This window comes from Bradyrhizobium sp. S3.3.6 (assembly GCF_040546905.1).
GTDB classification, from domain to species: domain Bacteria; phylum Pseudomonadota; class Alphaproteobacteria; order Rhizobiales; family Xanthobacteraceae; genus Bradyrhizobium; species Bradyrhizobium cytisi.
The window spans coordinates 165,923-189,011 of sequence record NZ_JBEPOT010000014.1 but is presented as its reverse complement, the minus strand read 5'-3'; the positions used below and the strand labels follow the sequence as shown (position 1 = coordinate 189,011).

The 23,089-nt window shown below is 65.8% G+C and carries 23 protein-coding genes, 2 tRNA genes and 1 pseudogene; 8 read left to right on the top strand and 18 right to left on the bottom strand.

The annotated features are described in order from the left end of the window. The first annotated feature begins 206 nt into the window (after positions 1–206). Both ABID59_RS31570 and ppa read left to right on the top strand, forming a co-directional pair. Entirely contained in the window at positions 207–716 is a 510-nt protein-coding gene (locus ABID59_RS31570; RefSeq protein WP_027533231.1) for a GNAT family N-acetyltransferase, read from the top strand. A 179-nt stretch (positions 717–895) separates the two neighbouring features. Next, positions 896–1,432 carry an inorganic diphosphatase gene (gene ppa / locus ABID59_RS31565; protein ID WP_148752828.1) on the top strand — a complete coding sequence of 179 codons (537 nt, stop codon included), beginning with the start codon at positions 896–898 and terminating at the stop codon, positions 1,430–1,432. 142 nt (positions 1,433–1,574) lie between these two features. Here the strand turns inward: ppa and folD are convergent, their stop codons facing one another. From folD to ABID59_RS31550, 3 genes are read right to left on the bottom strand one after another with little or no spacing between them, the layout of a single operon-like run. Continuing rightward, positions 1,575–2,459 (bottom strand): bifunctional methylenetetrahydrofolate dehydrogenase/methenyltetrahydrofolate cyclohydrolase FolD, encoded by an 885-nt coding sequence (folD, locus tag ABID59_RS31560; protein ID WP_148752827.1) that lies wholly within the window; start codon positions 2,457–2,459, stop codon positions 1,575–1,577. Between the two features lies 1 nt (position 2,460). Continuing rightward, the gene (locus ABID59_RS31555; RefSeq protein ID WP_148752826.1) at positions 2,461–2,793 is read right to left on the bottom strand and encodes a DUF167 domain-containing protein; all 333 of its coding nucleotides are present in this window, start codon (positions 2,791–2,793) and stop codon (positions 2,461–2,463) included. Positions 2,794–2,819: 26 nt separating this feature from the next. Next, positions 2,820–3,110, bottom strand: coding sequence for a YggT family protein (locus ABID59_RS31550; protein WP_148752825.1), 291 nt, complete (start codon positions 3,108–3,110; stop codon positions 2,820–2,822). 185 nt (positions 3,111–3,295) lie between these two features. Between ABID59_RS31550 and ABID59_RS31545 the strand changes: the two genes are divergently transcribed. Beyond that, positions 3,296–3,371 (top strand) — tRNA-Ala (locus ABID59_RS31545). A gap of 123 nt (positions 3,372–3,494) precedes the next feature. Here ABID59_RS31545 and ABID59_RS31540 read toward each other — a convergent pair. From ABID59_RS31540 to ABID59_RS31510, 7 genes and pseudogenes are all read right to left on the bottom strand, one after another. Next, positions 3,495–3,620 (bottom strand): annotated as a pseudogene (locus ABID59_RS31540) (enoyl-CoA hydratase); the annotation flags it as partial. 133 nt (positions 3,621–3,753) lie between these two features. Continuing rightward, the gene (locus ABID59_RS31535) at positions 3,754–4,548 is read right to left on the bottom strand and encodes a glutamine amidotransferase (RefSeq protein WP_148752824.1); all 795 of its coding nucleotides are present in this window, start codon (positions 4,546–4,548) and stop codon (positions 3,754–3,756) included. 223 nt (positions 4,549–4,771) lie between these two features. Beyond that, positions 4,772–5,551, bottom strand: a complete 780-nt coding sequence (locus ABID59_RS31530) for an SDR family NAD(P)-dependent oxidoreductase (protein WP_148752823.1) — start codon at positions 5,549–5,551, stop codon at positions 4,772–4,774. Between the two features lie 229 nt (positions 5,552–5,780). Beyond that, positions 5,781–6,269 (bottom strand): tellurite resistance TerB family protein, encoded by a 489-nt coding sequence (locus ABID59_RS31525; protein ID WP_354031174.1) that lies wholly within the window; start codon positions 6,267–6,269, stop codon positions 5,781–5,783. A gap of 146 nt (positions 6,270–6,415) precedes the next feature. Beyond that, a complete protein-coding gene (locus ABID59_RS31520) occupies positions 6,416–7,825 on the bottom strand; it encodes an adenylate/guanylate cyclase domain-containing protein (protein WP_148752821.1) in 1,410 nt (469 codons plus the stop codon). Positions 7,826–7,875: 50 nt separating this feature from the next. Beyond that, the gene (locus ABID59_RS31515; RefSeq protein WP_148752820.1) at positions 7,876–9,243 is read right to left on the bottom strand and encodes a cytochrome P450; all 1,368 of its coding nucleotides are present in this window, start codon (positions 9,241–9,243) and stop codon (positions 7,876–7,878) included. Between the two features lie 34 nt (positions 9,244–9,277). Further along, a complete protein-coding gene (locus tag ABID59_RS31510) occupies positions 9,278–10,660 on the bottom strand; it encodes a hydrolase (RefSeq protein ID WP_354085953.1) in 1,383 nt (460 codons plus the stop codon). A 137-nt stretch (positions 10,661–10,797) separates the two neighbouring features. Here ABID59_RS31510 and ABID59_RS31505 point away from each other — a divergent pair, with 137 nt between their 5' ends. After that, entirely contained in the window at positions 10,798–12,486 is a 1,689-nt protein-coding gene (locus tag ABID59_RS31505) for an MFS transporter (RefSeq protein ID WP_354085952.1), read from the top strand. A 4-nt stretch (positions 12,487–12,490) separates the two neighbouring features. Here ABID59_RS31505 and ABID59_RS31500 read toward each other — a convergent pair whose 3' ends face one another. Then, a complete protein-coding gene (locus ABID59_RS31500; RefSeq protein WP_148752817.1) occupies positions 12,491–12,706 on the bottom strand; it encodes a hypothetical protein in 216 nt (71 codons plus the stop codon). 176 nt (positions 12,707–12,882) lie between these two features. Then, positions 12,883–13,191, bottom strand: coding sequence for a hypothetical protein (locus ABID59_RS31495; protein ID WP_354085951.1), 309 nt, complete (start codon positions 13,189–13,191; stop codon positions 12,883–12,885). Positions 13,192–13,444: 253 nt separating this feature from the next. Between ABID59_RS31495 and ABID59_RS31490 the strand changes: the two genes are divergently transcribed. Further along, complete coding sequence (locus tag ABID59_RS31490) at positions 13,445–14,512, top strand: polysaccharide deacetylase family protein (protein WP_148752815.1); 1,068 nt, start codon at positions 13,445–13,447, stop codon at positions 14,510–14,512. A 75-nt stretch (positions 14,513–14,587) separates the two neighbouring features. Here ABID59_RS31490 and ABID59_RS31485 read toward each other — a convergent pair whose 3' ends face one another. The 5 genes from ABID59_RS31485 to ABID59_RS31465 all read right to left on the bottom strand — a co-directional run bounded on the left by ABID59_RS31485 (position 14,588) and on the right by ABID59_RS31465 (position 19,162). Beyond that, positions 14,588–14,953 (bottom strand): hypothetical protein, encoded by a 366-nt coding sequence (locus tag ABID59_RS31485; protein WP_354031177.1) that lies wholly within the window; start codon positions 14,951–14,953, stop codon positions 14,588–14,590. Positions 14,954–15,148: 195 nt separating this feature from the next. After that, positions 15,149–15,224: transfer RNA gene (locus tag ABID59_RS31480), tRNA-Thr, on the bottom strand. Positions 15,225–15,320: 96 nt separating this feature from the next. Continuing rightward, a complete protein-coding gene (locus ABID59_RS31475; RefSeq protein WP_354085950.1) occupies positions 15,321–17,066 on the bottom strand; it encodes a heme biosynthesis protein HemY in 1,746 nt (581 codons plus the stop codon). 48 nt (positions 17,067–17,114) lie between these two features. Beyond that, the gene (locus ABID59_RS31470; RefSeq protein WP_354031179.1) at positions 17,115–18,350 is read right to left on the bottom strand and encodes a COG4223 family protein; all 1,236 of its coding nucleotides are present in this window, start codon (positions 18,348–18,350) and stop codon (positions 17,115–17,117) included. A 65-nt stretch (positions 18,351–18,415) separates the two neighbouring features. Next, complete coding sequence (locus ABID59_RS31465; RefSeq protein ID WP_148752811.1) at positions 18,416–19,162, bottom strand: uroporphyrinogen-III synthase; 747 nt, start codon at positions 19,160–19,162, stop codon at positions 18,416–18,418. Positions 19,163–19,314: 152 nt separating this feature from the next. Here ABID59_RS31465 and tsaD point away from each other — a divergent pair, with 152 nt between their 5' ends. The 3 genes from tsaD to ABID59_RS31450 all read left to right on the top strand — a co-directional run bounded on the left by tsaD (position 19,315) and on the right by ABID59_RS31450 (position 21,976). Next, complete coding sequence (tsaD, locus tag ABID59_RS31460) at positions 19,315–20,388, top strand: tRNA (adenosine(37)-N6)-threonylcarbamoyltransferase complex transferase subunit TsaD (RefSeq protein WP_354031180.1); 1,074 nt, start codon at positions 19,315–19,317, stop codon at positions 20,386–20,388. A 191-nt stretch (positions 20,389–20,579) separates the two neighbouring features. Further along, positions 20,580–21,560, top strand: a complete 981-nt coding sequence (locus ABID59_RS31455) for an NAD(P)H-dependent glycerol-3-phosphate dehydrogenase (protein WP_148752809.1) — start codon at positions 20,580–20,582, stop codon at positions 21,558–21,560. 2 nt (positions 21,561–21,562) lie between these two features. Then, entirely contained in the window at positions 21,563–21,976 is a 414-nt protein-coding gene (locus ABID59_RS31450; protein WP_354031182.1) for an EVE domain-containing protein, read from the top strand. Positions 21,977–21,989: 13 nt separating this feature from the next. Here the strand turns inward: ABID59_RS31450 and ABID59_RS31445 are convergent, their stop codons facing one another. Further along, complete coding sequence (locus tag ABID59_RS31445) at positions 21,990–23,069, bottom strand: adenylate/guanylate cyclase domain-containing protein (RefSeq protein WP_354085984.1); 1,080 nt, start codon at positions 23,067–23,069, stop codon at positions 21,990–21,992. Between the last annotated feature and the right edge of the window lie 20 nt (positions 23,070–23,089).

Sequence of the window (23,089 nt, the reverse complement as noted above, 5' to 3'; positions counted from 1 at the left end):
GCGGACTTTCTGCGTTGCCATCGCCGTTCGTTCGCTGAGACCACGGAGTTTTGCACCGGCGCATGGCAGACCACTGCCGTTCGAAATGGCGGCTTGTCTTTTTTCGGTACAACATGGTTAAAATACTGATGCAGAAAGTCCACAGGTTAACCGATAATTAACGATAGGTCTTGCCGCCGGCGCGGCGACTTGGTTTGATCGCCTCCATGAGCACAACCCTGATCGAGGTCCGGCCGGCCAAAGCTGCAGATGCAACTGCGGTGGCGTCCACCCATGACGAAGCCTGGCGTTCCGCCTATCAGGGCATCATTCCCGGCGCCGAGCTGGAGAAGCTGATCAACCGTCGCGGTCCGCAGTGGTGGGACAGCGCGATCCGCAAGGGCAGCCGCGTCAGCGTGCTGGTGTTCGGCGACAAGATCGCGGGTTACGCGAACTACGGCCGCAATCGCGCCCGCAGCCTGCATTTCGACGGCGAGATCTACGAGCTGTACCTGCGCCCCGAGTTTCAGGGCCTCGGCTTCGGCCGCCGCCTGTTCACCGCCGCCCGCCGCGACCTCATGCAGAGCAATCTGAAGAGCATGGTGGTGTGGGCGCTCTCGGACAACGATCCGGCGACCGAGTTCTACCGGGCGCTGGGTGGCCGCATGGTGGCACGCTCATCGGAGCGGTTCGGGCCGAAGTCGCTCGACAAGGTTGCCTTCGCCTGGACCAATTGACCTGCTGAAACCTTAATCGGCAGCGCTGCCAATTCGTCGATACCGTTGCTTTTTGCGCCGGTGATCGCTGGATTCATTATTTCAAAAAACACGATGGATTGGGGGGCCAAGCCCGCGTATGACAGCGCCAAAATCGCTGCCGGGCGCGATTTAACCTCGGCGACAACGGAGCCTATTTAATGCGTATCGATGCGGTCTCGATCGGAAAAAACGTCCCTGAGGACGTCAACGTCATCATTGAAGTCCCCGTGGGCGGCGAACCGATCAAATACGAGATGGACAAGGAAGCCGGCACGCTGGTGGTCGACCGCTTCCTCTACACGCCGATGCGTTACCCCGGAAACTACGGTTTCATCCCGCACACCCTGTCCGATGACGGCGACCCCTGCGACGTGCTGATCATCAACACCCGCGCCATCATCCCCGGTGCCGTCATGAGCGTGCGCCCGGTTGGCGTGCTGTTCATGGAGGACGAGGCCGGCGGCGACGAGAAGATTCTGGCGGTGCCGTCGTCAAAGCTGACGCAGCGCTACGACAAGGTGAGGTCGTATTCCGACCTGCCCGATATCACGCTGCAACAGATCCAGCACTTCTTCGAGCACTACAAGGATCTCGAGAAGGGCAAGTGGGTGAAGATCATGCGCTGGGGCGGCCCCGAGGAAGCGCAGAAGCTGATCCTCGAAGGCATCGAGCGCGAGAAGAAAAAGAAGGCGTGAGCTGTTCTCCCTCGCCCCGCTTGCGGGGAGAGGGTCGGGGTGAGGGGGAGTCTCCGCAAGGACGGTGAGCGTTGGACTCGCGGAGAGTCCCCCTCACCCGGCGCTTCGCGCCGACCTCTCCCCGCAAGCGGGGCGAGGTGAACTACACCGCTGGCCTTGGCACCCCCGCGATCGCACAAGCTGCGCGCAGCGTGTTCACGAGCAGGCAGGCGACCGTCATCTGGCCGACGCCACCCGGCACCGGCGTCACCGCACCGGCAACGCCAAGCGCTTCCTGATAGGCGACATCGCCGACGAGGCGGGTCTTGCCGTCGGCCTTCGGCATGCGGTTGATGCCAACATCGATCACGGTCGCACCCGGCTTCAGCCAGTCGCCGCGCACCATCTCGGGCTTGCCGACCGCGGCATAGACGAGATCAGCCTGCCTCACGAGTCCGGGCAGGTCGCGCGAGCGCGAATGGGCGATCGTCACCGTCGCGTTCTCGTTCAGCAGCAACTGCACCAGCGGGCGGCCGACCAGATTGGAGCGGCCGATCACGATGGCGTTCATGCCCTCGAGGGAAGGGTGCACGCTCTTGGTCAGGATGATGCAGCCGAGCGGGGTGCAGGGCGACAGCGCCGCGAAGCCGCCGGCGAGCCGCCCGGCATTGTTCGGATGCAGGCCGTCGACATCCTTGGCAGGATCGATGGCATTGATCACCGCCTCTGTGTCCAGCCCCTTGGGCAACGGCAATTGCACGAGAATGCCGTGCACGGCGGGATCGCGATTGAGCTTTGCGACCACGGCCAGCAGATCGGCTTGCGAGACGTCCACCGGCAGCTTGTGCTCGAACGAGGCCATGCCGGCTGCCTGGGTCTGCGTATGCTTGGAGCGGACATAGACTTCGCTGGCGGGATCGTTGCCGACCAGGACCACTGCGAGGCCCGGCACCAGATCGTGGTCGCGCTTGACGCGGGCGACCTCGTCCGCGACGCGCGCACGAAGGTCCGCGGCGATGACTTTTCCATCGATGATCGTGGCCGTCATGTCAGTTCCTTATGCCTGTCGATTTGACGGAAGCGAGCTCGCGCAACGCCTCGGTAAGTCGTGCCGGATCGCCCGCGATGGCGACCTGCTTCAGCCGCGACGTCGTCCCCGACAAAAGAGTGACGCTGGCCTTGGGTACGCCAAGCGATTTCGCCAGCAGCACCAGCACGGCGCGATTGGCCTCGCCGCCATCGGCGATGGCACGCACACGCACCTTCAGCACACTGCGGCCGTCGGAGAGCTGTTCGACCCCGTCGACGCCGTCACGTCCGCCCCGCGGCGTCACCCGCAACGCGATGCTGACGCCCGTGGTGGAGATCCGCCAAGGATCCATCGAGGCTCCATCACGGTTTCGCCGGACTAGGGCACGTTCGGATAGACGTACTCGGCGAGATAGAGCTGGATCAGCCAAAGCACGAAGAAGGCGACGATCGGAGACAGATCGAGCCCGCCCATCGCAGGCAGCCGGCGCCTGATAGGGCCGAGGACCGGCTCGGTAATCCGATAGAGAAATTCCCAGACCGCGCCGACGAACTGGTTGCGGGTATTCACGACATTGAACGCGATCAACCAGGACAGGATTGCCGATGCGATCAGCAGGTAGATGTAGAGATTGATGATCTGGATCAGAATGAAGACTATCGGGCGCATCAGCGAAACACTCTCTGGGCCAGTCGTGGGACGGGTCTTGGCTAGATACCGGTTCCCCCCGGCCCAAACAAGGGAGGTCGGTGCCCGGATGGCTAAAACCGGGTTGCACCCGTCCTTGACTTGACCTTGGCAGGGACTTAAATGGCGCCCGGTTGTCGGCCGCGTTTACCAGAGCGGCCAGCAAAGGGGCCATAGCTCAGCTGGGAGAGCGCGTCGTTCGCAATGACGAGGTCGGCGGTTCGATCCCGCCTGGCTCCACCAGCCTTCGCTCGCTACGCGAGCTACGGCTAGGCAAGCCAGCCGAGCTACCTCGCAGCGAAGTGAGCGAAGGCTGTCCCGGCATAGCCCGCAGGGCGACGGCGGACCTATCCACGGAGTGCTTCCCTACTTCCCCGTAAAGCGCGGCGGCCGCTTCTCCATGAAGCTTGCGACCCCCTCGCGAAAATCGCTGCCGTTCAACGCCACCATCATCTCCCGGTTCGCCTCGATGGTCGCCCCACTGAGCGTCTGGCCGGCACGCGTTCGCGCGCGCTCGTTGGCAACGAGCCTAGCATATCCAGGGATGAGGCAAGGACTTGCGCCAAGGACTTGCACCAAGGACTTGCACCAAGGACTTGCACCAAGGACTTGCGCGAACGCGCGATCACTCGGCGGCTTGCGCCAGCACAGGCCGGTACGCCAGCCAGCCGTCGATGAAACGATCGAGCCAGACGCGTTCCGCGGCATCGTAGACCGCGCGATCGGCAAAATGATGATGCCGTTCGCGCGCGCCAGGCGCGCTGAGACCGTCATAGCCGCGCGTGGTCCAGCAATGCATCATTGCGTAGGTCACGTCGGGATGAAACTGCACGCCGAAGGCATTGCCGGTGCGGAACGCCTGGATCGGAAAATCATCGCCTTCCGCAAGCAATTCGGCGCCGGAAGGCAACTGAAATCCCTCGCGATGCCAGTGATAGACCTGCGCCGGCCAGTCCGCGCAGAGCGCGCGGCCAGCCGCGGTCGGGCGGATCGGGTAGTAGCCGATCTGGGTCAGTGCCTGTGCATGCGGCGCGACGCGTGCGCCGAGCTGCATCGCCAGCATCTGCGCGCCCAGGCAGATGCCGAGGAACGGCCGCTGTTCGCGGAGTGGAATTTGGATCCAGTCGATCTCGCGGCGGACGTAGTCGTCGGGATCGTTGGCGCTCATCGGGCCGCCGAAGACCACGGCGCCGGCATGCCGGTCGAGCGTGTCGGGCAGGGGATCGCCGAAGCGCGGCCTGCGGATGTCGAGATGATGGCCGAGCGCGCGCAGCGCGTTGCCGACGCGGCCGGGCGTCGAGGATTCCTGGTGCAGGACGATCAGAACCGGCAGAGGGTGCTCTGAGGCGGCCGCGCTCGGCGTCCTTCTGGGGAAGGGCACCAATTCTGCGCCACCAAACCTGTCCGTCCGAAACGACATGGTCTCTGCGAGTGCTATCGGTTCAAGCCGCCAGCATAGCTAAGCGACGGTTAACATCGTGTGAGTTCGCGCACACACGCCCCGACATTGAAGCAAGCTCCGGGCCACTACGGGTGCTTCGGGCGTTCGTCAGAGCGTTTTCGAGCGAAGTGGATCCCGGTTCGCGTCAAGAAAACGCGTCAAACAAGAAGCCGGAGCTGTTCCGATTCCATCGGAACGGGCTCTAGCGTCTTTGCCGCTGGAACCGGCTGGTGGCGAACAGGATGAAGCCGCGCGGGAAGAAACGCAGTGCGAACGGCACGATCTTGATACCGAGACCCGGCAGCACGGCCCGTTTGTTCGCCATCAGGCCACGATAGGCCTGCCGCGCGACATCGGCGGCGGGGACATTGAGAATCGCCGTATCGTGCCCGGAGCCGACGCCGGCGCGGGCCTGGAATTCGGTAGGCACCGGACCCGGGCAGAGCACGGTGACACGAACGCCGCGCGGCGCGAGCTCCGCCCGCAGGGCCTCGGTGAGCGAGATCACATAGGCCTTGGACGCGTAATAGACCGCCATGCCGGGACCGGGCAGGAAGCCCGCGACGGAGCCGACATTGAGCAGACCGCCCTTGTTCCGGATGAGCTGATCGGCAAAGCGCAGCGACAGATCAGTCAGCGCGCGGACGTTGACGTCGACGATGCCGACCTGCTCGTCGCGGTCGCGCTCGATGGCGTCGCCGAACACGCCGAAGCCGGCATTGTTGACGAGGTTGTCGAGCTCGACCTCTTCGGCAGCGAGCGCGGCGGCGATCCTTTCGCCGGCATCTGCTTGCTGCAGGTCGCAGGCGATCACGATCGGCTTCTTGCCACACTTGGCGGTGAGCTCGTTTGCGAGCGCCTCGAGCCGGTCGGCACGTCGCGCCGTCAGCGCGAGCCGGTGTCCGTTCGCGGCGAACACACGCGCCAGCTCCGTGCCGATGCCCGCCGAGGCGCCGGTGATCAAGGTTACCCGCTCAGTCACGATCGCAGTCTCTTGAATTGAAGTTTTTGACCTTCGTAATGGCGGAACTGGAGCATAGGCCACGCGCGACAGGCAAGCGGCGCTGGCAGCATGGCGGCCTGAGCGGGCAACAGGGAGCAGAAGAAACCGCGGATTTGCAGGGGAATCCGGAAACGTGAGGTCCGGAGGCTACATTAAAGTTTCGTCATGTGGTCCATACAACCGGAAATCATGCCGCGTTGGCGACAGCTCAGCCGCCGAGCGCGCCATCTTTGACCTGACCGCCGGCGCGGTTCGCGACCGCGTGCTTGAGATCGATCCGGTCGCGCTGGGAAATCCCGAGCAGGTCGGAGGCGCGCCAGACGACGTTGTCCTCGAACTCGGTGACCTCGCCGTCGGCATAGACCAGCTCCCACATCATCTGCACGATGCGCTTGCGGCCCTCTTCGTCGAGCGAGCGCATGATCGCGCTGGTGAAGTGATAAAGATCGACCGCCTCGCCCTCGACCTCAGTCGCATCCGCAATCAGCCGGTCGGCCGCGCCACGGTCGAGCTTAAAATGGCTTTCGATCAGATTGTGCAGCTTGCTCTGCTCGGCCTGCGTCGGCTGCCCGTCCAGCGAAACCACGTGGACCAGGAGTGCGGTGGCCGCCAGCCGATAATCGCTATCGCCGAAGGCGCGGTCCTGGGCATGAGGAGCAACAATGTCGGCGATGAATTGGCGCAGGCCGTCGAGCATAAGATCCTACCTGAATCGATGACGCCGCGGGGAACGCGGCCGCTACCGGCATTATATGAGTGGGAAACTCAACCGGCGCAACATGCGTCAGTTCCGCGCGCTGCATTACGTTTCGGCAATCTGGGTAGCGCTAATGCGCAAAGGCCTCACGGTATCTCGTACACCACCATCTTGTCGGCGATGCCGCGCAGCGCTGCCTGCTTCTGGATCGGCTTGATGGCACGTTGCTGCAAAACCTCGGCGACCGCCGGCGCATCCAGCACCGGGCCGGTGATATGGATCTCCCGCGCGGTCGACAGGCTCTGCACGCGCGCGGCGATGTTGACGGTCTGGCCGAAATAATCCTGCCGCTCATTGAGCATCACCGCGAGGCACGGACCTTCATGGATGCCGATCTTGACGATGAGATCAGCGGTGCCGCGCTGCTTGTTGAGCTGGTCCATCGCCGCGCGCATCCGCAGGCCCGCGACGATGGCATGCTCGGGACGGACGAAGGTCGCCATCACGGCATCACCAATCGTCTTCACCACCGCGCCTTTCTCGGACGAGATGATCTCCAGCAGCGCATGGAAATGCGCGCGCACGAGATCGAAAGCGGCAAGATCGCCGACGCGCTCGTAGAGCGCGGTCGAGCCCTTGAGGTCGGTGAACAGGAAGGTCAGCGAGGTGATCTGGAGCCGCTGATCGAGGCTGAGATTGTCCGCCTTGAAGACATCGCGAAAAGTCTGGTTCGACAGCATCCGCTTGGCGGTAAGGAACGGCTTGCGCTTGCCGATCAGATGATGGAGCGCTTCGGCCGCGATGAACACCGACGGCAGCACGCGGACGCCGGCCTGGTTCTCCAGCGACAGCCGCAGCGGGCCCGGCCGCATCGTCGCGGTGCCGGTCGGAGCCTGCACCCTGTTGTACATGATGGCGAGCTGCTGGCGGTCCTTGGTCGGCTCCCCCTGGACGTCGATGAAATGGGCGGCGTGCGTCACCGGCTCGAAGATGATGATGAAATCGTTCGGCAGTTGCAGCGACATCGTCGCCTTCTCGCCGGCCGGCAACTCCATCGTATCGAGCGTCACCTCGTTGGCGAGCGTGGCAAACGACTCCTTGTTGAAGTCGACGCCCGAACTCCAGAACACCTGCTTGAAATACTCCCACACCGGAAGCGAGTTGGGGTCGTGCGCCGCGATATGGCGCACGCGCGGATTCACCGTGAAGGAGACTTCGACCTGGTCATCGACCGAGGCCTTGTAGCCGCAGGCGCAAAGCGCACAGTGATAATCGTCCGGCTTCAGTGCCTTCAGCGTCGAGTGCGCCCCCAGCACGCCGCCGCATCCCGGGCACAGCACGTTCCAGCCGAGATCGAACAACCCGAGCCGTGCCGAATGCAGGAAGGCCGAGATCGCGCGCTCCTCATCCACGCCATGCTGCCTGGAGAAGTCGAGCACATTGACGCGATTGAGCTCGTGATCCTCACCGTGGCCGATGAGGTATTGAATCGCATCTACCGCCTTCGGGTCGGCGGTCTGCTTCAGGACAGAAAGCTGGGCTTGAATATCGCTCATGGCGCAACTCTATCTAGGGTGGATCACGCCATTAGCCAGACGAACGCCTGTCACCTGCGCGTGATGCGGAACATGGGTGAGTGATCCGGCTGGGTCGTGACGACACCATGCGGGATCACGGGAATTGTGTCGGCCAGCTCGACGCGGAACGCGCCGATCAGTCGCGCCAGCGCCAGCACGGATTCGGCTTGCGCGAACGGCGCGCCGACACAGACGCGCGGGCCCGCGCCGAACGGCAGATAGGCGAAGCGATCGGGCGCCTCTTTCGACATGAAGCGCTTTGGAATGAACGCGTTCGGCTGATCCCACAGCTTCTCGTGCCGGTGCAGCAGCCAGGGCGCGATCATGATGATGTCGCCCTTGCTGACCTTAGCACCGGCCACAACGTCCTTGCCGCGCGCGGCCCGGGCGACAAGGAAGGCCGGCGGATAGAGCCGCATGGTCTCATCGACCACGGCGCGGGTGAATTTTTGCCGGTCGATATCGGCCATGCTGTCGAGATGCTCGCCGCTTGTCTCGGAGGCGACCTCCTCCTGCGTATCAGGATCGAGCGCCAGCAGGTAAAGCGCCCAGAACAGCGCGGTCGCGGTCGTCTCATGACCTGCGAGGATCATGGTCGCAACCTCGTCGACGAGTTGCTCGTCTGAAAAGCCCTTGCCGGTTTCAGGATCGCGCGCCTCGTTCATGAGATCGAACAGATCGCGCGGCGGCGCGCCCTCATTCTTGCCCGCCGCCCGCCGCTCGGCGATCAGCATCGCGACGAATTCGGTCCAGCGGGTACGGAAGCGGGCGCGGGCTCGATCCATCGGCGTCGGCCAGGAGACCGGCAGCACCATGTCGAGGAAGTAGGCCCGCCCGAGCCGCTCGGCATATTCCATGACGAAGTTGCGCAAGGTCGGACCGTGCCGGTCCATGCCGAACGAGAACATCGTGCGGCCGGCGATCTCCAGCGTCATGCGTTGCATGATCTCGCGCAGATCAATCGGCTCGTTCGTGCGCGCATCCAGCTTCGCGATGGTCTCGTCGAGCACCGCCGTCATGTGCGGGACGAGATTGGCGGTGGCGCGCGGCGTGAAGGCGGGTGCGAGCGTCCGGCGCTGATGCGTCCAGGCGTGGCCCTCGGCGAGCAGGAGACCTTCACCGAGCACAGGACGCAGCATGCGGATGCCCGCCGGCGTCCGCGTATAGTTCTCGTAATTGCTGAGCAGGACGTGCCGGATCGCATCCGGCTGGTTCAGGATGAAGCTCTTGTGCAGGAGGAAGCGGCCCTGGATGATCTCTTCCTCATAGGCGCGCTGCCCCCAGGTGGCGATCATGTTCTGCTTGATCACCGCAAGCCGGCCGAAGAACGACAGATTGTCCGGCGCGCGCGGCGGGGTCGGGGGGATGATGGGCCGACGCACGCTGGCGATGTTCATGGCTCTCTCCCGCAGACCTCACGCAGGCAATTAGCTAGTAAGTCAGTTCGGCAACCGCAATCCTGTTCTCGGAGGCCGGCCAGGCGCGTGCCACAATTCGTTCTTGGTTGAACTGGGCCACGATATTGCGCCCGACCTCGCCGGCCGGAAGGCGCAGGGTTGCTGCCGCATCCGTGGGCACGCCCGGATGGACGTCGGCGGGCTCCTGGCCGTCGAACAGGACGATGTCGCGCGGCAGGCCGAAATAGCCGCGCGGGCGTGTCATGATCACGACCGCGCCGGCGTCCTTGTCCGCCGGCATGAACGGGCGCGCGGCGCGGAGATGCACGACGTCGGAGGAGCGCGGGAAGGGCGAGCGGTAGAAATGCGTAATCGGGGCGTCCGGCGTGGTCAGGACGATCTCGAGCGGCGAGGTCGGATCGACCGTGGCCGGCCCCCAGCGGCCGTCGGCGCCCGTCGTCGCGCGGTGCACCACATCGCCCCTTCGCTCCCCGCTCTCGCGGTCGACATAGTTGATCTCCACCACCGCCCCGGCCACGGGGCGATTGGTCGGCACACCGTCCACCGCGCCCGTGACCAATCCACTGATGTGAACGGTCTGCTCTGGCGTGATCGCGATGCGGGCAGGTTCGCGGCCGGCGATGAACTTGTAGATCTCCCGGAAAGCGCGCGGGTGATACGCCGTCTCGCGATGGTCGATGGTACCGAGCACAAGATTGGTCGCGCCCTTCAGCTCCGGCCCCTCGGCGGTGACGTTTGTCGGCATGCCCGGCTTGCCCATGAAGCGGCCATCGGGTTGCGCATATTTGTCCATGCCGTCGCTGCGCAGGGTGAGGAAAGCCGTGCCCGGCGTCACCTCGCTGTCGCCGTCGTTCAGGCCGCGCAGGAAGGGTCCGCGTCCGTTGAACTCGCTGCCGAGGAGATCATCGAGCGCAAATACGCCGTGATTGGGCGTGCCGCACAGGACGGCGTGACTGACGTCGCCGGCGCCCCCGTTCTTGATGACGTTGCGGATGGAGTTACCACCGCGCGAATTGCCGACCAGCGCGACGCGCGACGCGCCGGTGCGGCGCTTCAGCTCGGCGATGGCGGCGGCAAGCTCGCGGCGCTGATCCTCGGTCGAGGAGCGGTTGGCCTGCTCGACCGTATCGTCGCTGCGCGCGCTGGGATTGGTGAAATTGATCGCCATCATGCGGTCACGCGCGATGCCGTTGGATTCCATCCGCCACAGCGTCGTCATCCAGAGTGCGTCGTAGTCGCCATTGCCATGGACGAACAGGATCGGCGGCACCTCAGGGTTGTTGTCTGGACTCCGGGCCGCTGACGGCGCTTGCGCCAGCGCATCGCCGCGGAAGCTCGCAACCGCGAAAGCCAGGCCACCCGCACCCTGCAGGATCGTCCGTCGTGACAGCTTCATCTGTTCCTCCCCGTCAGAACCATGTCTTTGCACCGCTTATAGCGGCCTAACCACTGGACAGCGAAGGACTTTCGCAGGCATCACTGGAGATGCCGAAATCATTGAAGTCATTTCTGCCAGACGAGTTGTAAGAGGATATGACCGAGCAGACCAACCGCCAGAGACGCTCCACCGACGGCATTGCGGCGCCGCTGCGGTATACCGTGTTCCGGCGTATCTGGCTCGCGAGCCTGCTTTCCAATCTCGGCCTCCTGATCCAGGGCGTGGGCGCGGCCTGGGCGATGACGCAGATGGCGGCCTCCGCCGACAAGGTGGCGCTGGTGCAGACCGCCCTGATGCTGCCGATCATGCTGATCTCGATGCCGGCCGGCGCCATCGCCGACATGTATGACCGGCGCATCGTGACGCTGGTCTCGCTCATGATCGCGCTGATCGGCGCGTCCGCCCTCACCATCCTGGCAGGGCTCAAGCTTATCACCCCGGAGACGCTGCTGGCCTTCTGCTTCGTCGTCGGCAGCGGCAATGCGCTGTTCGGACCGGCCTGGCAGTCCTCGGTCAGCGAGCAGGTGCCGCCCGAAGCCCTGCCATCGGCGGTCGCGCTGAACGGCATCAGCTACAATATCGCACGCAGCTTCGGCCCCGCGGTGGGCGGCGTTATCGTCGCCGCGCTCGGGGCGGTGGCCGCCTTTGCCTGCAACGCGATCCTCTATCTGCCGCTGCTGGTGGTGCTGCTGCTCTGGCGGCGGACGACCGAGCCCTCGCGTCTGCCGCGGGAGAGACTCAACCGCGCGATGGTCTCGGGCTTCCGCTACATCACCAACTCGCCGCCGATCAAGATCGTGCTGTTGCGTACGCTGGTGATGGGCCTGTGCGGCGGTGCCGTGATGGCATTGATGCCGCTGGTCGCGCGCGACCTCCTGCATGGCGGCGCGCAGACCTACGGCATCATGCTCGGCGCTTTCGGCATGGGCGCCGTCGTCGGCGCGCTCAACATCCACGAATTGCGCAAGCGCATGAGCGGCGAGTCCGCGATCCGCGCCTGCACGATCACGATGGCGTTTGCGATGGCGGCGCTAGCGCTCTCCAGCGAGCCGGTGCTGACCGCGGCTGCGCTGGTGCTGGCCGGCGCGGTCTGGATGGCCTCCGTCGCACTGTTCAATATCGGTGTGCAGCTTTCGGCGCCGCGCTGGGTCGCGGGGCGATCCCTCGCCGCGTTCCAGGCTTCGATCTCCGGCGGCATCGCGATCGGCGCCTGGGGCTGGGGCCATCTCACCGACTATGCCGGCGTCGAGGTCGCGTTGCTGGTGGCCGCCGGTCTGATGCTGCTCTCGCCGCTGCTGGGAATCTGGCTTGCGATGCCACGGGTCGGCGCCCGCAACGAGGATGCCGCGGTGCTGGCCGATCCCGAAGTCAAGCTGTCGCTGACCGGGCGCAGCGGACCGCTGGTGGTGGAGATCGAATATCGCGTCTCCCAAGCGAACGCGCGCGCCTTCCACAATGTGATGCAGGACGTGCAGCTCTCCCGGCAGCGCAACGGCGCCTATGGCTGGTCGATCGCGCGGGACATCGCCGATCCCGAATTGTGGACCGAGCGCTATCACTGCCCGACCTGGTTCGATTACTTACGCCAGCGCAACCGTTCGACCCAGTCCGAACGCGCGCTGCATCAGCAAGCGATCGATTTCCACATCGGCCCCGATCCGGTGCGGATCCGCCGCATGCTGGAGCGGCCGTTCGGCTCGGTGCGCTGGAAGGAAGAGACGCCGGACCGCGCCAACGCCGAGGTGCTGCCGGTGGTCGCGACGGCGGCGGGCAGCAGTACGTAGGCCTTTACTGCCCGTGCTCCGTCAGCACCTTGTCGCAGGCCTTGCTCAGCTTGGCGCGGTTCTGCTTCAGGCAGGCGAGCACGGCGCTATCGCCACTATTCATCACGGCGCGGCAATGACGCGTGACGTCGCGCGCGCAGGCATCGTGGCCGGGCTGCTGCTGCGCTGACGCGCCGGATGCGCACAGTATCAAGGGAAGAATGAAAAGAAATCGGCTCATCGCGTAATACCTTGTACCCGGAAAGATGTGCGGACGAAGCTAGAGCGGTGATGCAGGAGCCGCAACGGCTTTATTGGCAGGCTGACTTTGCAGGCTGATTGCCGCGTGGCCTCGGCTTGACGCCGGGGCACATCGCGAGGGAAGCTAACCGACGCAACGACGCTATCGTTGCGCTGTTATTGACCGTCCTGGGCGTCAGCGACCTTGCGTGAGGCGCCCTTGGCGAGGTCCTTGTCCATCACCGCGCGGCAGCCGGCGCTCAGATCGGAGCGATGCTTCGTCATGCACGCGGTGATCTTCGGAATGTTCGGGATTTCCGACGAGCACAAGCGGAAGGCGTCGCCGGTGCACATCTGCTGCGCTTCGGCCGAGAAGGCGAAGCCCGAGGTGGTCGAGATGATCGAGACGATGACGGCAAAGCCCAGAGCCAGGCCGGTGTCGCGGATCTTGGCGGTCAAGGACCTCGTGTTCGCAGAGGTGGTCATTCGAAGCTCCCATTGGCACCGCGGGAAGCGGGCCCGTTGTTGATGGGAATGACCATGCTCCCCGAAAATCCTTTCCACTGTGATCACCGTCACGGGCGGCCCATTCTCCGTGACATCGGTCACTTTGGCGCATTCATCTGAAATTCCACCGCAACCGCTGTCGTGTTGGTGTCACGTTAACTGTTCCTTCGCATTAATGGCGAGGCGCGCGGGCAATTCCGCTGGTTTGGTTGCGTATTTGGAAAGAGTAGCGATGCGTAATGCGTTGGGCCTGATGCTGGCCAGTGTCCTTGCGGCGGTCGTGATCGCCGGAGGTTGGTATTTTTATTCCTCGCGCGCCGACCAGGGCGCTCCCAAGACAACAGCCGCCCGTGCGGCCGATCCTCTGCCGGCGCCGGCCAAGCTTGCCGCCAAGGACGACGTCGAGACCACTGCGGCGCTCGCGGGCAAACCCGCCGCTCCTGCCGCCGGGTCCGCGCCAGCGCCCGCACCGGCGGTGGCACCGGTTCAGCAGACGACGACCTGCACCAATCCGAATGCATTGGGCGTCTCGCGCGTGGTCGAAATCGACACGACGGGCGGCCCGGGCTTTGGCTTCGAGCAGTTCAAGCAGTTTGATTTCCTTGCCGACAAGGAGGTCGTGCTGACCTTCGACGACGGTCCGTGGCCGCACAACACGCCCGCCGTGCTGAAGGCATTGGCCGATGAATGCACCAAGGGCCTGTTCTTCTCGGTCGGCAAGCACGCCACCTGGCATCCGGAGATCCTGCGTCAGGTTCTGGCCCAAGGCCACACGGTGGGCGCGCACACCTGGTCGCACGTCAATCTCAACGGCAAGAAGATGACGGAGCAGGAAGCCAAGGACGAAATCGAGAAGGGATTCAGTGCGGTGAAATGGGCGCTCGGCACCAATCCGTCGCCGTTCTTCCGCTTCCCGCAGCTTCAGCAGAATCCGGCGCTCGTGGGCTATCTCGGCAGCCGCAACCTCGGAATCTTCTCGACCGACGTCGACTCCTTCGATTTCCGCAAGGAGAGCACGCCGGACAAGATCATCAGCAACGTGATGACCAAGCTCGACAAGCTCGGCAAGGGCATCATCCTGATGCATGACTTCCAGAAGCGCACCGGCGAAGCGCTGCCGACGCTGCTCGCGCGGCTCAAGGCCGGTGGCTACAAGGTCGTGCAGATCAAGGCGAAGACGACATTCGATTCGCTGCCCGAGTATGACGAAGCGGTGCTCAGGGAGTTGAAGGTGCCTGCGTCCAGCGCGACCAACGCGCGCCCGGTCTCGAGCGTGGTGCAGACGGTTTCGCAGCGCTGAGCGCGTCAGGTTTCGACGAGCATGATGGCCGGGCTCAGCCCGGCCATTTCCATTTTGGGAGTGTCACGCCGCCGCTTACCAGTAGACGCCGTGGCGGTGCAGCTCGCTGATGATGCGGCCTTCGGTCCAGGTCCGCGTGTGCCTGGGCTTGTCGGCTTTCGCGGTGGACTTGGGCGCAGGCTGGGACCCGGCAGGCGCCGACGTCGTCGTGTTCGCCGCGGCCGGTGCCGTGGCCGAAACCGCCGGCGGACGATCGACATATTTCGGAGCGTCGGACACTGGCGCGACTTCGCTCACCTCGGTCGTTGCGGTCGTCGGCGCGGCCGCTTGTGCAGCCGGGGCCTGCTCATTGGCCGCGGCCAGCGAGAGGCTGCGTGCGCCGCCTGCCTCGGCAGATGCAGAGACCAGAACCATGGCGGCAACCAGAATGATCTTGCGCATGTGAAAATTCCCCGTGTTTGCGTGACCAGGACACTACGGGAGGGCCGCGGGAGGTTATGTGATGAAAATCACGCCGGCTGCCGTCTCCGATTTCAGCAGCGCACCGCAGTGACACAAGCATCGAGCGCGATCACGGGCGCGCGGGCGTCAGTGGGCAAAACCTGGGCTTGTGACGATCGGATGAAATCTGAGTGCTGGTGCCGCAAGAGGGACTCGAACCCCCGACCCCGTCATTACGAATGACGTGCTCTACCAGCTGAGCTATTGCGGCGAACCCTGCCGGGCCCGGGCGATGCCGGCCCCGATACGCGCTCCTGATATCGGGCATGGCCCGGATTGGCAAGGACAAGCGGCAGGCGAATGCGGCTCACGCGCCCCAGCGCGACCAGAATCCGCGCCAACCGCCGGCCTGGGCCTTGGATGTACCGATTTGTTCCGTAAATTCATCGCTCGGACCGTCGTCATCGATGCCGGGATCATCCGGCGCCCGAACGATCGGGATGATGGCCTGGATCGGCGCCTGTATGGGCTTGCCGAGGTCGGCACGGGCCCGGAACACCGGGGTTGCCGCCAGCGGCGATGATTCGGCGGCCTCAGGGACCGGCTCGACCGGCTCAGCAGGTGTCACCACCGGTTCTTCCTCGACCGCCGGAGGCGCGTTGTCCTGCGCGGCCAAAGCAGGGGCCGGGGTCGGGATAGGTGCGATCACGGCCGGTTCCGCCGGCGCATCGTTGGCTACGGTTACCCGCTTCGGCGGGGGGGCCGCGAGCATGGCTTCCTCGAAGGCGGAGGACTCGATCGTCGTGCTCTTGTCCGAAGGCAGGCTCGCCACCGGCGTCTGCCACTGGAAGGCGTCGAGCCGGCCGGTGACCGGGGAGACCGGACGCCAGCGTTCGCTGACATAGCCGTCCGCGGTCCAGGCCGGGTCGTGACGGGCGCGCACCGCGCGCAAGGTCCAGGCGCGGGCACGGCCGCCGTCGCCATGCTCGGTGCGCTCGAGCTCGGCCATCAGCAGCGCGACGCGCTGGGTCGGATCGTTGACGTAGGGCGCCAGCACCTTGCGCGCACGGGCGAACTCGGACGCATCGATCGCGGCGCGCGCGATCGCAAGCTGGCCCTCGACATGGCCGGCCTTGTCCGCCGGCGTTTTCGCCGCGAGCGTCTCGATCCGCTGCAGGCGCTGCCGCGCGGCATCGCCGAGTTTGACATGCGCATAGGCGTCGGCAAGATCAGGATGCGGATTGGCAAGCCAGGCAGCCTCGACCAGCTTCATGGCGCGGCGCACCTGATGCGCCTCGCTCTCGAATTTCGCGGCGAGCACCGCCGCCGGCACCAGGGTCGGCGCGAGCTTGACGGCTTCCATCACGCTCTCGCGCGCGACGTCGCGGTCCATCGTCTCCAATTCCAGCGCGCGCGCCGTCAGCAGCACGCCGCGCTGCCGGCGGTAGCCCTGCTTGTCGATCAGGCCCGCGGACAGGTTCGAATCCAGGATCGCGAGCGCGCCGCTCCAGTCGCCGCGCGCACAGCGGAAGCCGAGCACCGCATGCGAAGCCCAGGTCGAGGACGGCGACAGCTTGATCGCTTCCTCCGCGATCATCACGGCGCCGACCGCATCGTCGGCGCGCTGCGCCTCGATGAACAGGCCGCGCAGGCCGAGCAGCCGGGTATCCTCGCGCTCGGCCATGGCGCGGAAGGCGCGCTGTGCCGCGTCGCGATTGCCGTCGAGCTGAGCCGATTGCGCGTGCAGGAGAAGCGCAAGCGGATCGTTCGGCGCGTGTCGTCGCGCCGCTTCGGCGTGACGGCGGGCGAGCGCAGTATCGCCATGACCGATCGCGAGCAGGCCGTGGGTGATGGCGTGGCGGCCGCGGGCATGACGCTTTTCATGCCGGCGGCGGCGCATCCGCCCCGGTGCGCGCCAGATCACGGTCAGGATGCTCCAGAGCAAGACGATCAGGACTGCGAATATGCCGAGGCAGAGCACGAACACCGGAATGCTCGGTGAAGCCCGGAAACCGCCCCAGGTCAGCACGACATCGCCGGGCTGATCGGCAACCCAGGCCGCGCCGGCGCCTGCGAGCGCAATCAGAACAAGGAAGAGAACGATGCGAAGCATGGCTATCCCTATACGCGCGGATCGTTGCGCGAATCTTATTGACCAGGCCTATTGACCAGGCTTGGCGAGACCAGCGAGAGCGTCGTCGGCGAATTTGCGGGACGCCGCGAGCGCGGCATCGCGCGCGTCGGCCTTCTCGAGCCAGGCTTGTGCCGGCACGCGATCGGTCTCGGGCAGCGTCTTCAGCTCGCGGCGCGCCTCGACGAAATCGTTGCGCAGCGCCGCGGCCGTGACCCGCGCGACGATGGCGCCGCGGTCATTGCCGACGCCGTCGGTGCGCTCGATGCGGACGAGCTTTGACGCTCCCGCCTGAAGGCGCTCGACGATGCCGGCGCTGCTGCTCGGCGCCTCCGGCGGCGGCGACAATTTCGGCACGATGTTGAGGAGCTCGCGGGTCAGAGCGACCGGCGTCGGAATCCCTGACGCGGCAAACGCATCAAGCGGCTTCAGCAGTTCGGGCTTGGTCGCGAGCGACCGCGCAGCAGTGAGCTGCGCCTCATAGGGATCATTGTGGCGAACGGCAACGTCGAGCAGGGTGGCGGCGACCACGTAGCGCAACGACTTGTCGTCCATCACCTTGGCATCGGCGATCTTTTCGCCCTGCTGTGCGAGCTCCGCGCGCGCGGTGGTGCTGGCGCGCTCGAGCCGGGAGATGCGGTCGTCGAGGGCGGCGAGGCCGGACGAGGCCGCCGCGTCGCCCGACGCGGATTTCGCGTCGTTCAGTGCGCTCGCGGTCTTGTCGGATTGCGCGCGCAAATTGGCGATGTCGCCGCGCAGGGTGCCGACGGATTTCTCCAGCGCATCGAGCCGCGCGACGACGGCCGGATCGGCGGCGGGCTTGCCCGTCCTGGCTTCGACTGCGGCGACACGTCCGCTCAGCGCATCGACCGTGGCACTCGTCACTTGCGGCGCGGCCGGCGGCGCCTGCACCGCGGGCCAACCCAACGCCCAGCCGACCGCGATCACGACTGCGGCTGCAACCGCGCCGGAAAATGGCGCGATGATCCAGGGAGAAATGGCGCCCGATGCAACGGCCGCCTGCACCTCGCCATGCTCCGGCTCGGCCTTGGTTGCCTCGACCTTGGCCGTCTCGACCTTGGCGTCTTCAGCACCGGCCTGCTCAGCGTTTGCCCGCTCGGCCGAAGGCTGCGCCTCCGGTTCACCCGCCACATCCTGCGGCTGGGTGGAGACTTCGGTCGCCTCGAGGTCGATGGTAGGCGGGGTGCGCTTGGCACGGCCGGACTCGGGGGCCAATCCTGCGTCTTCAGGCTTGTCGTCGGCCATCGTGACGGTTCCTCACACTTTCCTACCAGAGACGAGCCCGATTGCCTCGGATTCGGCCCGTCCTCTTACGCCAAACGGGTCCGCAACGCACGCTCCAAGGCGTCAAACAGGGCATTTTCGTCCGGGGTCGCGGCCACCAGGACCTGCGACGCCCCGGCATCGCGCAGCACGCTGGCGATCGTCTCGGACAGGCAGCATTGCGGGATCGCCAGCGCCGAGATTTCGACGCCTTCGTCCCGGGCCGCATCCAGAAAGGCCCGCGCACTGCGCCGGGAGTAGTGTAGCACCGCCGCGATGCCATGCGCGGCAAAGCCGTCGCAGACGTCGCGCGGCAGAAGCTTGACCGGCACCATACGGTAGGTCGTCTGAGTGACCACGCTAAAGCCTTCCGCGCCGAGCTCGCCGCCGAGATCCCGCGACAGATCGGCGCCCGCAAGATAAAGCAGCGTACTCTTTTTCTTCAGCACCTTGGCGCGCGCGCTCTGCATCACCTTGTCGCGCAAGGAAGCGGCATCGCCGCCGGCGACGATCACGTCCGCGAAGCCGACTTCGCGTGCCACGGCAGCCGTGTGCTCGCCGACCGCGAACAGCGGCAGCTCCAAGAGGCCGAGGTCCCGCAATTGCGGCACGACGGCGCGGATCGCATTGGCCGATGTCACGATGATGGCGCTATAGCCCGTCTCACTCTCGTCATGGAAAGCGACCGGCTCGAACTTGAGCACCGGCGCGAGCAACACCACATGTCCCCGCGCGCGCAAATTTTCCGCCGTCGCCTCATTGTCGGGATGCGGCCGTGTGACAAGAATGGACATCGCTTGTGTTCCCGGACCACGTGGCGGCGACGCATTCGCGAGGGAGGACGGCGCGTGACGATTGCGCAAGCCAACCCCGGAATGCTACCGGACGTACCAGAACTCTGCTTTACGGATGAGCGCAAGGGCGCAAATTGGATAACAATTCGCCAATGCTGGTACTGGGCATCGAGACCACCTGCGACGAGACCGCGGCGGCCGTGATCGAGCGCGCGCCTGACGGCAGCGGCAGGATCCTGTCCAATATCGTGCGGTCGCAGGTCGAGGAGCATGCCCGCTTCGGCGGCGTGGTGCCGGAGATCGCGGCGCGCGCCCATGTCGACGTGCTCGACGGCATCATCGACCGTGCCATGCACGAAGCCGGCATCGACTATGCCCAGCTCGACGGCGTCGCGGCCGCTGCGGGCCCGGGCTTGATCGGCGGCGTCATCGTCGGGCTGACCACCGCAAAGGCGATCGCGATGGTGCACGACACGCCGCTGGTCGCGGTCAATCATCTCGAGGCGCATGCGCTGACGCCACGTCTGACCGATGGCGTAGAATTTCCTTACTGCCTGTTCCTCGCCTCCGGCGGCCACACCCAGATTGTCGCGGTCACCGGCGTCGGCCAATATGTGCGGCTCGGCACCACCGTCGATGACGCGATCGGCGAGGCCTTCGACAAGGTCGCGAAGATGCTGGGCCTACCCTATCCAGGCGGCCCGCAGGTCGAACGCGCGGCCGCGCACGGCGATGCGGCGCGCTTCGCCTTCCCGCGGCCGATGCAGGGACGTCCCGATGCCAACTTCTCCCTGTCGGGATTGAAGACGGCAGTCCGCACCGAAGCGAACCGGCTGGTTGAGATCGCGCCGCAGGACGTCAACGATCTCTGCGCGAGCTTTCAGGCCGCGGTGCTGGATTCCACGGCCGACCGGCTGCGGGTCGGTCTCAGACTTTTCCGGGAGCAATTCGGCGCGCCGCACGCGCTGGTCGCAGCCGGCGGGGTCGCCGCCAATCAGGCGATCCGCGGTGCGCTGTTCGACGTTGCCCGCGAAGCGCAGACGCAGCTGATCATACCGCCGCCCGCACTCTGCACCGATAATGGCGCGATGATCGCCTGGGCCGGCGCCGAACGCCTCGCGCTCGGCATCACCGATACGATGGAGGCGCAGCCGCGCGCGCGCTGGCTGCTCGACGCCAATGCGACCGCGCCGGCAGGCTACGGCAAGACGCGGGCGGGATACTGAATGCTGTGGTGCGGCCACGAGCTCCGCTTCACCTCGCCCCGCTTGCGGGGAGAGGTCGGATTGCATCGTAGATGCAATCCGGGTGAGGGGGGCTCTCCGCGATTCCAGATCTCGCCGTCTTTGTGGATAGAGGCCCCTCACCCCAACCCTCTCCCCGCAAGAGCGGAGAGAGGGAGTAGAGGGAGCGCGCCATGACTGCGTTCCGGTCCGTCGCGGTGATCGGCGCGGGTGCCTGGGGTACGGCGCTGGCGACGGTGGCCGCACGCGCCGGACGGAACGTGACGCTGTGGGCGCGCAACGCCGAACATGCAGCGCGGATCGCATCTACCCGTGACAATCCGCGGCTGCCCGGCGTGCGGCTCGCGCCGGAGATCATGGTGACGAGCGAGCTGTCGCTCGCCGCGCGTGCCGACATGCTGCTGATCGCGACGCCGGCGCAACATCTGCGCGGCGCGGTCAACATGGTGGCCTCGCACGTCTCGACGCCTGTGCCGGTCATCGCCTGCGCCAAGGGCATCGAGCACGGCACCCACAAGTTCATGACCGATGTGATCGCGGAAGCCGCGCCCCATGCGCTGCCCGCAATCCTGTCGGGTCCGAGCTTTGCCGACGATGTCGCGCGCGGCCTGCCGACGGCGGTGACGCTGGCGGCAAAGGATGAGGCCTTGGCGGGCGCGCTGGTGCAGGCGCTGGGCTCGGCGACTTTCCGGCCCTATCACACCACGGATGTCCGCGGCGTCGAGATCGGCGGCGCTGCCAAGAACGTGCTCGCGATCGCCGCCGGCATCGTGGTCGGCCGCAACCTCGGCGCCTCCGCGCTCGCCGCCTTGACCACGCGCGGCTTCAGCGAACTGGCGCGGCTCGGCCGCGCACTCGGCGCCCGCAGCGAGACGCTCACCGGCCTGTCCGGCCTCGGCGATCTGATCCTGACTTGCTCGAGCCCACAATCGCGCAATTTCGCGCTCGGCCTCGCGCTCGGACGCGGTGAGCAGCCGCCCGCCGGCAAGCTTGCCGAGGGCGAGTTCACCGCGCCGGTGCTGATCGAACTCGGGGCTTCGCAAAACGTCGAGATGCCAGTATCAGAGGCGGTCGCAGCGATCCTGAGCGGCAGGAGCACGATCGACGCCGCGATCTCGGGGCTGCTGACACGGCCGTTCAAGGCAGAGGAATGAACATGGCGTACTGGCTGGTGAAATCCGAACCGTCGGCGTGGTCCTGGGAGCAGCAGGTCGCGAAGGGCGCCAAGGGCGAGGCCTGGACCGGCGTGCGCAATTACACCGCGCGCCAGAACCTCGTCGCGATGAAGAGGGGCGACAAGGCGTTCTTCTATCATTCCAACGAGGGCAAGGAGATCGTCGGCATCGCGGAAGTCATCAAGGAGGCCTATCCGGATCCGACCGACAAGACCGAAAAGTTCGTCTGCGTCGACATCAGGGCCGACAAGCCCTTGAAGACACCGGTGACGATGGCCGCGATCAAGGCCGAGAAAAAACTCGCCGACATGGCGCTGGTGAAATATTCGCGTCTGTCGGTGCAGCCGGTGACGGCCGAGGAATGGAAGCTGGTTTGCAAGATGGGCGGACTATAGTCTCCTCTGTCGTTCACGCCTCCGGCAGCGCGAACACCTCACACGGCGAAGCGATCCCACGCAGCGCACGCGTTCCGAGCGGTACCAGTTGCGCGTCCGTCTCGGCGGCAAGCGCACCCGACACCAGCACGGTCCGGCCGAGCGGCTTGCACAATCCTTCGAGCCGGCTCGCGAGGTTGACGGCGGGACCAATCGCGGTGAAGTCCAGCCGGTTGGCGGCGCCGATATTGCCCCAGAGCATTTCGCCGAGATGAAGTGCGGCACCGAACGACAGCGGCGGCAGGCCGCGTGCGCGGCGCTCCTCATTGAGATGAGCCATGCCGGCCCTCGCCGCACCTGCCGCACGGAGGGCTGAATCGCAGGCGTGACGCGGCGCGGCGTCGATCACCGGAAAAATCGCCAGCACGCCATCGCCGATGAACTTCAGCACCTCGCCGCCGAAGGCATGCACGGCACCGGCGATGCGATCGAACCAGGCGTCGAGCGCCGCGATGACATCGGCGGGCGGCGTGGTTTCAGAGAGGATCGTGAAATTGCGCAAGTCTGCGTAAAGCAGTGCGGCCTGAATGGTCTCGCCGAGATCGCGTCGCAACGGCGCCGCCAGCACCCGCTCTGCACTGCGCTTGCCGAGATAAGCGTCCAGCGTTGCCCGCAACGTGGCGCGCGCGGCAAGCACGGCAAGGGGCGTTGCGGCAAAGCGCGCGGCCCGGCGCAATTGCTCGATCTCGTCTGCCGTGAACTGTCGCGGCCCGATCCAGCCCAGCAACGGCCCATCTTGCCGTCCGACGATCTCTTCGTGGACCTCGCCGCCTGCGATGTCGCGCAACCAGCGGCGACCAGCATCGTTGGGCGGATCGGGCGCCAATCCGCCCGGTGCAAAGCCAAGCGCCTCGATCACCCGGCCGTTCTCCGCACGCCATAACCAGGTTCGCTTCGCGATCAGCGGATGTGGCACCTCCAGCGTCAGGGCGCCGGCCGCGAGCGGCAGGCCGTCGGCGATCAGATGGGCACCGAGTTCCGCGAGCAGGCGATCGGCCCCGGCACTGTCGGAGGCCGCGTCAACAAGCCAGGCGAGGGTCGGGGAGAGCTGCATCGGCTGATGATGGCGAAGAC

Bases quoted from the DNA above. Each gene is read 5' to 3' on its own strand.
- ABID59_RS31570 (WP_027533231.1), top strand. From the start codon at position 207: ATGAGCACAACCCTGATCGAGGTCCGGCCGGCCAAAGCTGCAGATGCA.
- ppa (WP_148752828.1), top strand. From the start codon at position 896: ATGCGTATCGATGCGGTCTCGATCGGAAAAAACGTCCCTGAGGACGTC.
- folD (WP_148752827.1), bottom strand. From the start codon at position 2,459: ATGACGGCCACGATCATCGATGGAAAAGTCATCGCCGCGGACCTTCGT.
- ABID59_RS31555 (WP_148752826.1), bottom strand. From the start codon at position 2,793: ATGGATCCTTGGCGGATCTCCACCACGGGCGTCAGCATCGCGTTGCGG.
- ABID59_RS31550 (WP_148752825.1), bottom strand. From the start codon at position 3,110: ATGCGCCCGATAGTCTTCATTCTGATCCAGATCATCAATCTCTACATC.
- ABID59_RS31535 (WP_148752824.1), bottom strand. From the start codon at position 4,548: ATGTCGTTTCGGACGGACAGGTTTGGTGGCGCAGAATTGGTGCCCTTC.
- ABID59_RS31525 (WP_354031174.1), bottom strand. From the start codon at position 6,269: ATGCTCGACGGCCTGCGCCAATTCATCGCCGACATTGTTGCTCCTCAT.
- ABID59_RS31520 (WP_148752821.1), bottom strand. From the start codon at position 7,825: ATGAGCGATATTCAAGCCCAGCTTTCTGTCCTGAAGCAGACCGCCGAC.
- ABID59_RS31515 (WP_148752820.1), bottom strand. From the start codon at position 9,243: ATGAACATCGCCAGCGTGCGTCGGCCCATCATCCCCCCGACCCCGCCG.
- ABID59_RS31510 (WP_354085953.1), bottom strand. From the start codon at position 10,660: ATGAAGCTGTCACGACGGACGATCCTGCAGGGTGCGGGTGGCCTGGCT.
- ABID59_RS31505 (WP_354085952.1), top strand. From the start codon at position 10,798: ATGACCGAGCAGACCAACCGCCAGAGACGCTCCACCGACGGCATTGCG.
- ABID59_RS31500 (WP_148752817.1), bottom strand. From the start codon at position 12,706: ATGAGCCGATTTCTTTTCATTCTTCCCTTGATACTGTGCGCATCCGGC.
- ABID59_RS31495 (WP_354085951.1), bottom strand. From the start codon at position 13,191: ATGACCACCTCTGCGAACACGAGGTCCTTGACCGCCAAGATCCGCGAC.
- ABID59_RS31490 (WP_148752815.1), top strand. From the start codon at position 13,445: ATGCGTAATGCGTTGGGCCTGATGCTGGCCAGTGTCCTTGCGGCGGTC.
- ABID59_RS31485 (WP_354031177.1), bottom strand. From the start codon at position 14,953: ATGCGCAAGATCATTCTGGTTGCCGCCATGGTTCTGGTCTCTGCATCT.
- ABID59_RS31475 (WP_354085950.1), bottom strand. From the start codon at position 17,066: ATGCTTCGCATCGTTCTCTTCCTTGTTCTGATTGCGCTCGCAGGCGCC.
- ABID59_RS31470 (WP_354031179.1), bottom strand. From the start codon at position 18,350: ATGGCCGACGACAAGCCTGAAGACGCAGGATTGGCCCCCGAGTCCGGC.
- ABID59_RS31465 (WP_148752811.1), bottom strand. From the start codon at position 19,162: ATGTCCATTCTTGTCACACGGCCGCATCCCGACAATGAGGCGACGGCG.
- tsaD (WP_354031180.1), top strand. From the start codon at position 19,315: ATGCTGGTACTGGGCATCGAGACCACCTGCGACGAGACCGCGGCGGCC.
- ABID59_RS31455 (WP_148752809.1), top strand. From the start codon at position 20,580: ATGACTGCGTTCCGGTCCGTCGCGGTGATCGGCGCGGGTGCCTGGGGT.
- ABID59_RS31450 (WP_354031182.1), top strand. From the start codon at position 21,563: ATGGCGTACTGGCTGGTGAAATCCGAACCGTCGGCGTGGTCCTGGGAG.
- ABID59_RS31445 (WP_354085984.1), bottom strand. From the start codon at position 23,069: ATGCAGCTCTCCCCGACCCTCGCCTGGCTTGTTGACGCGGCCTCCGAC.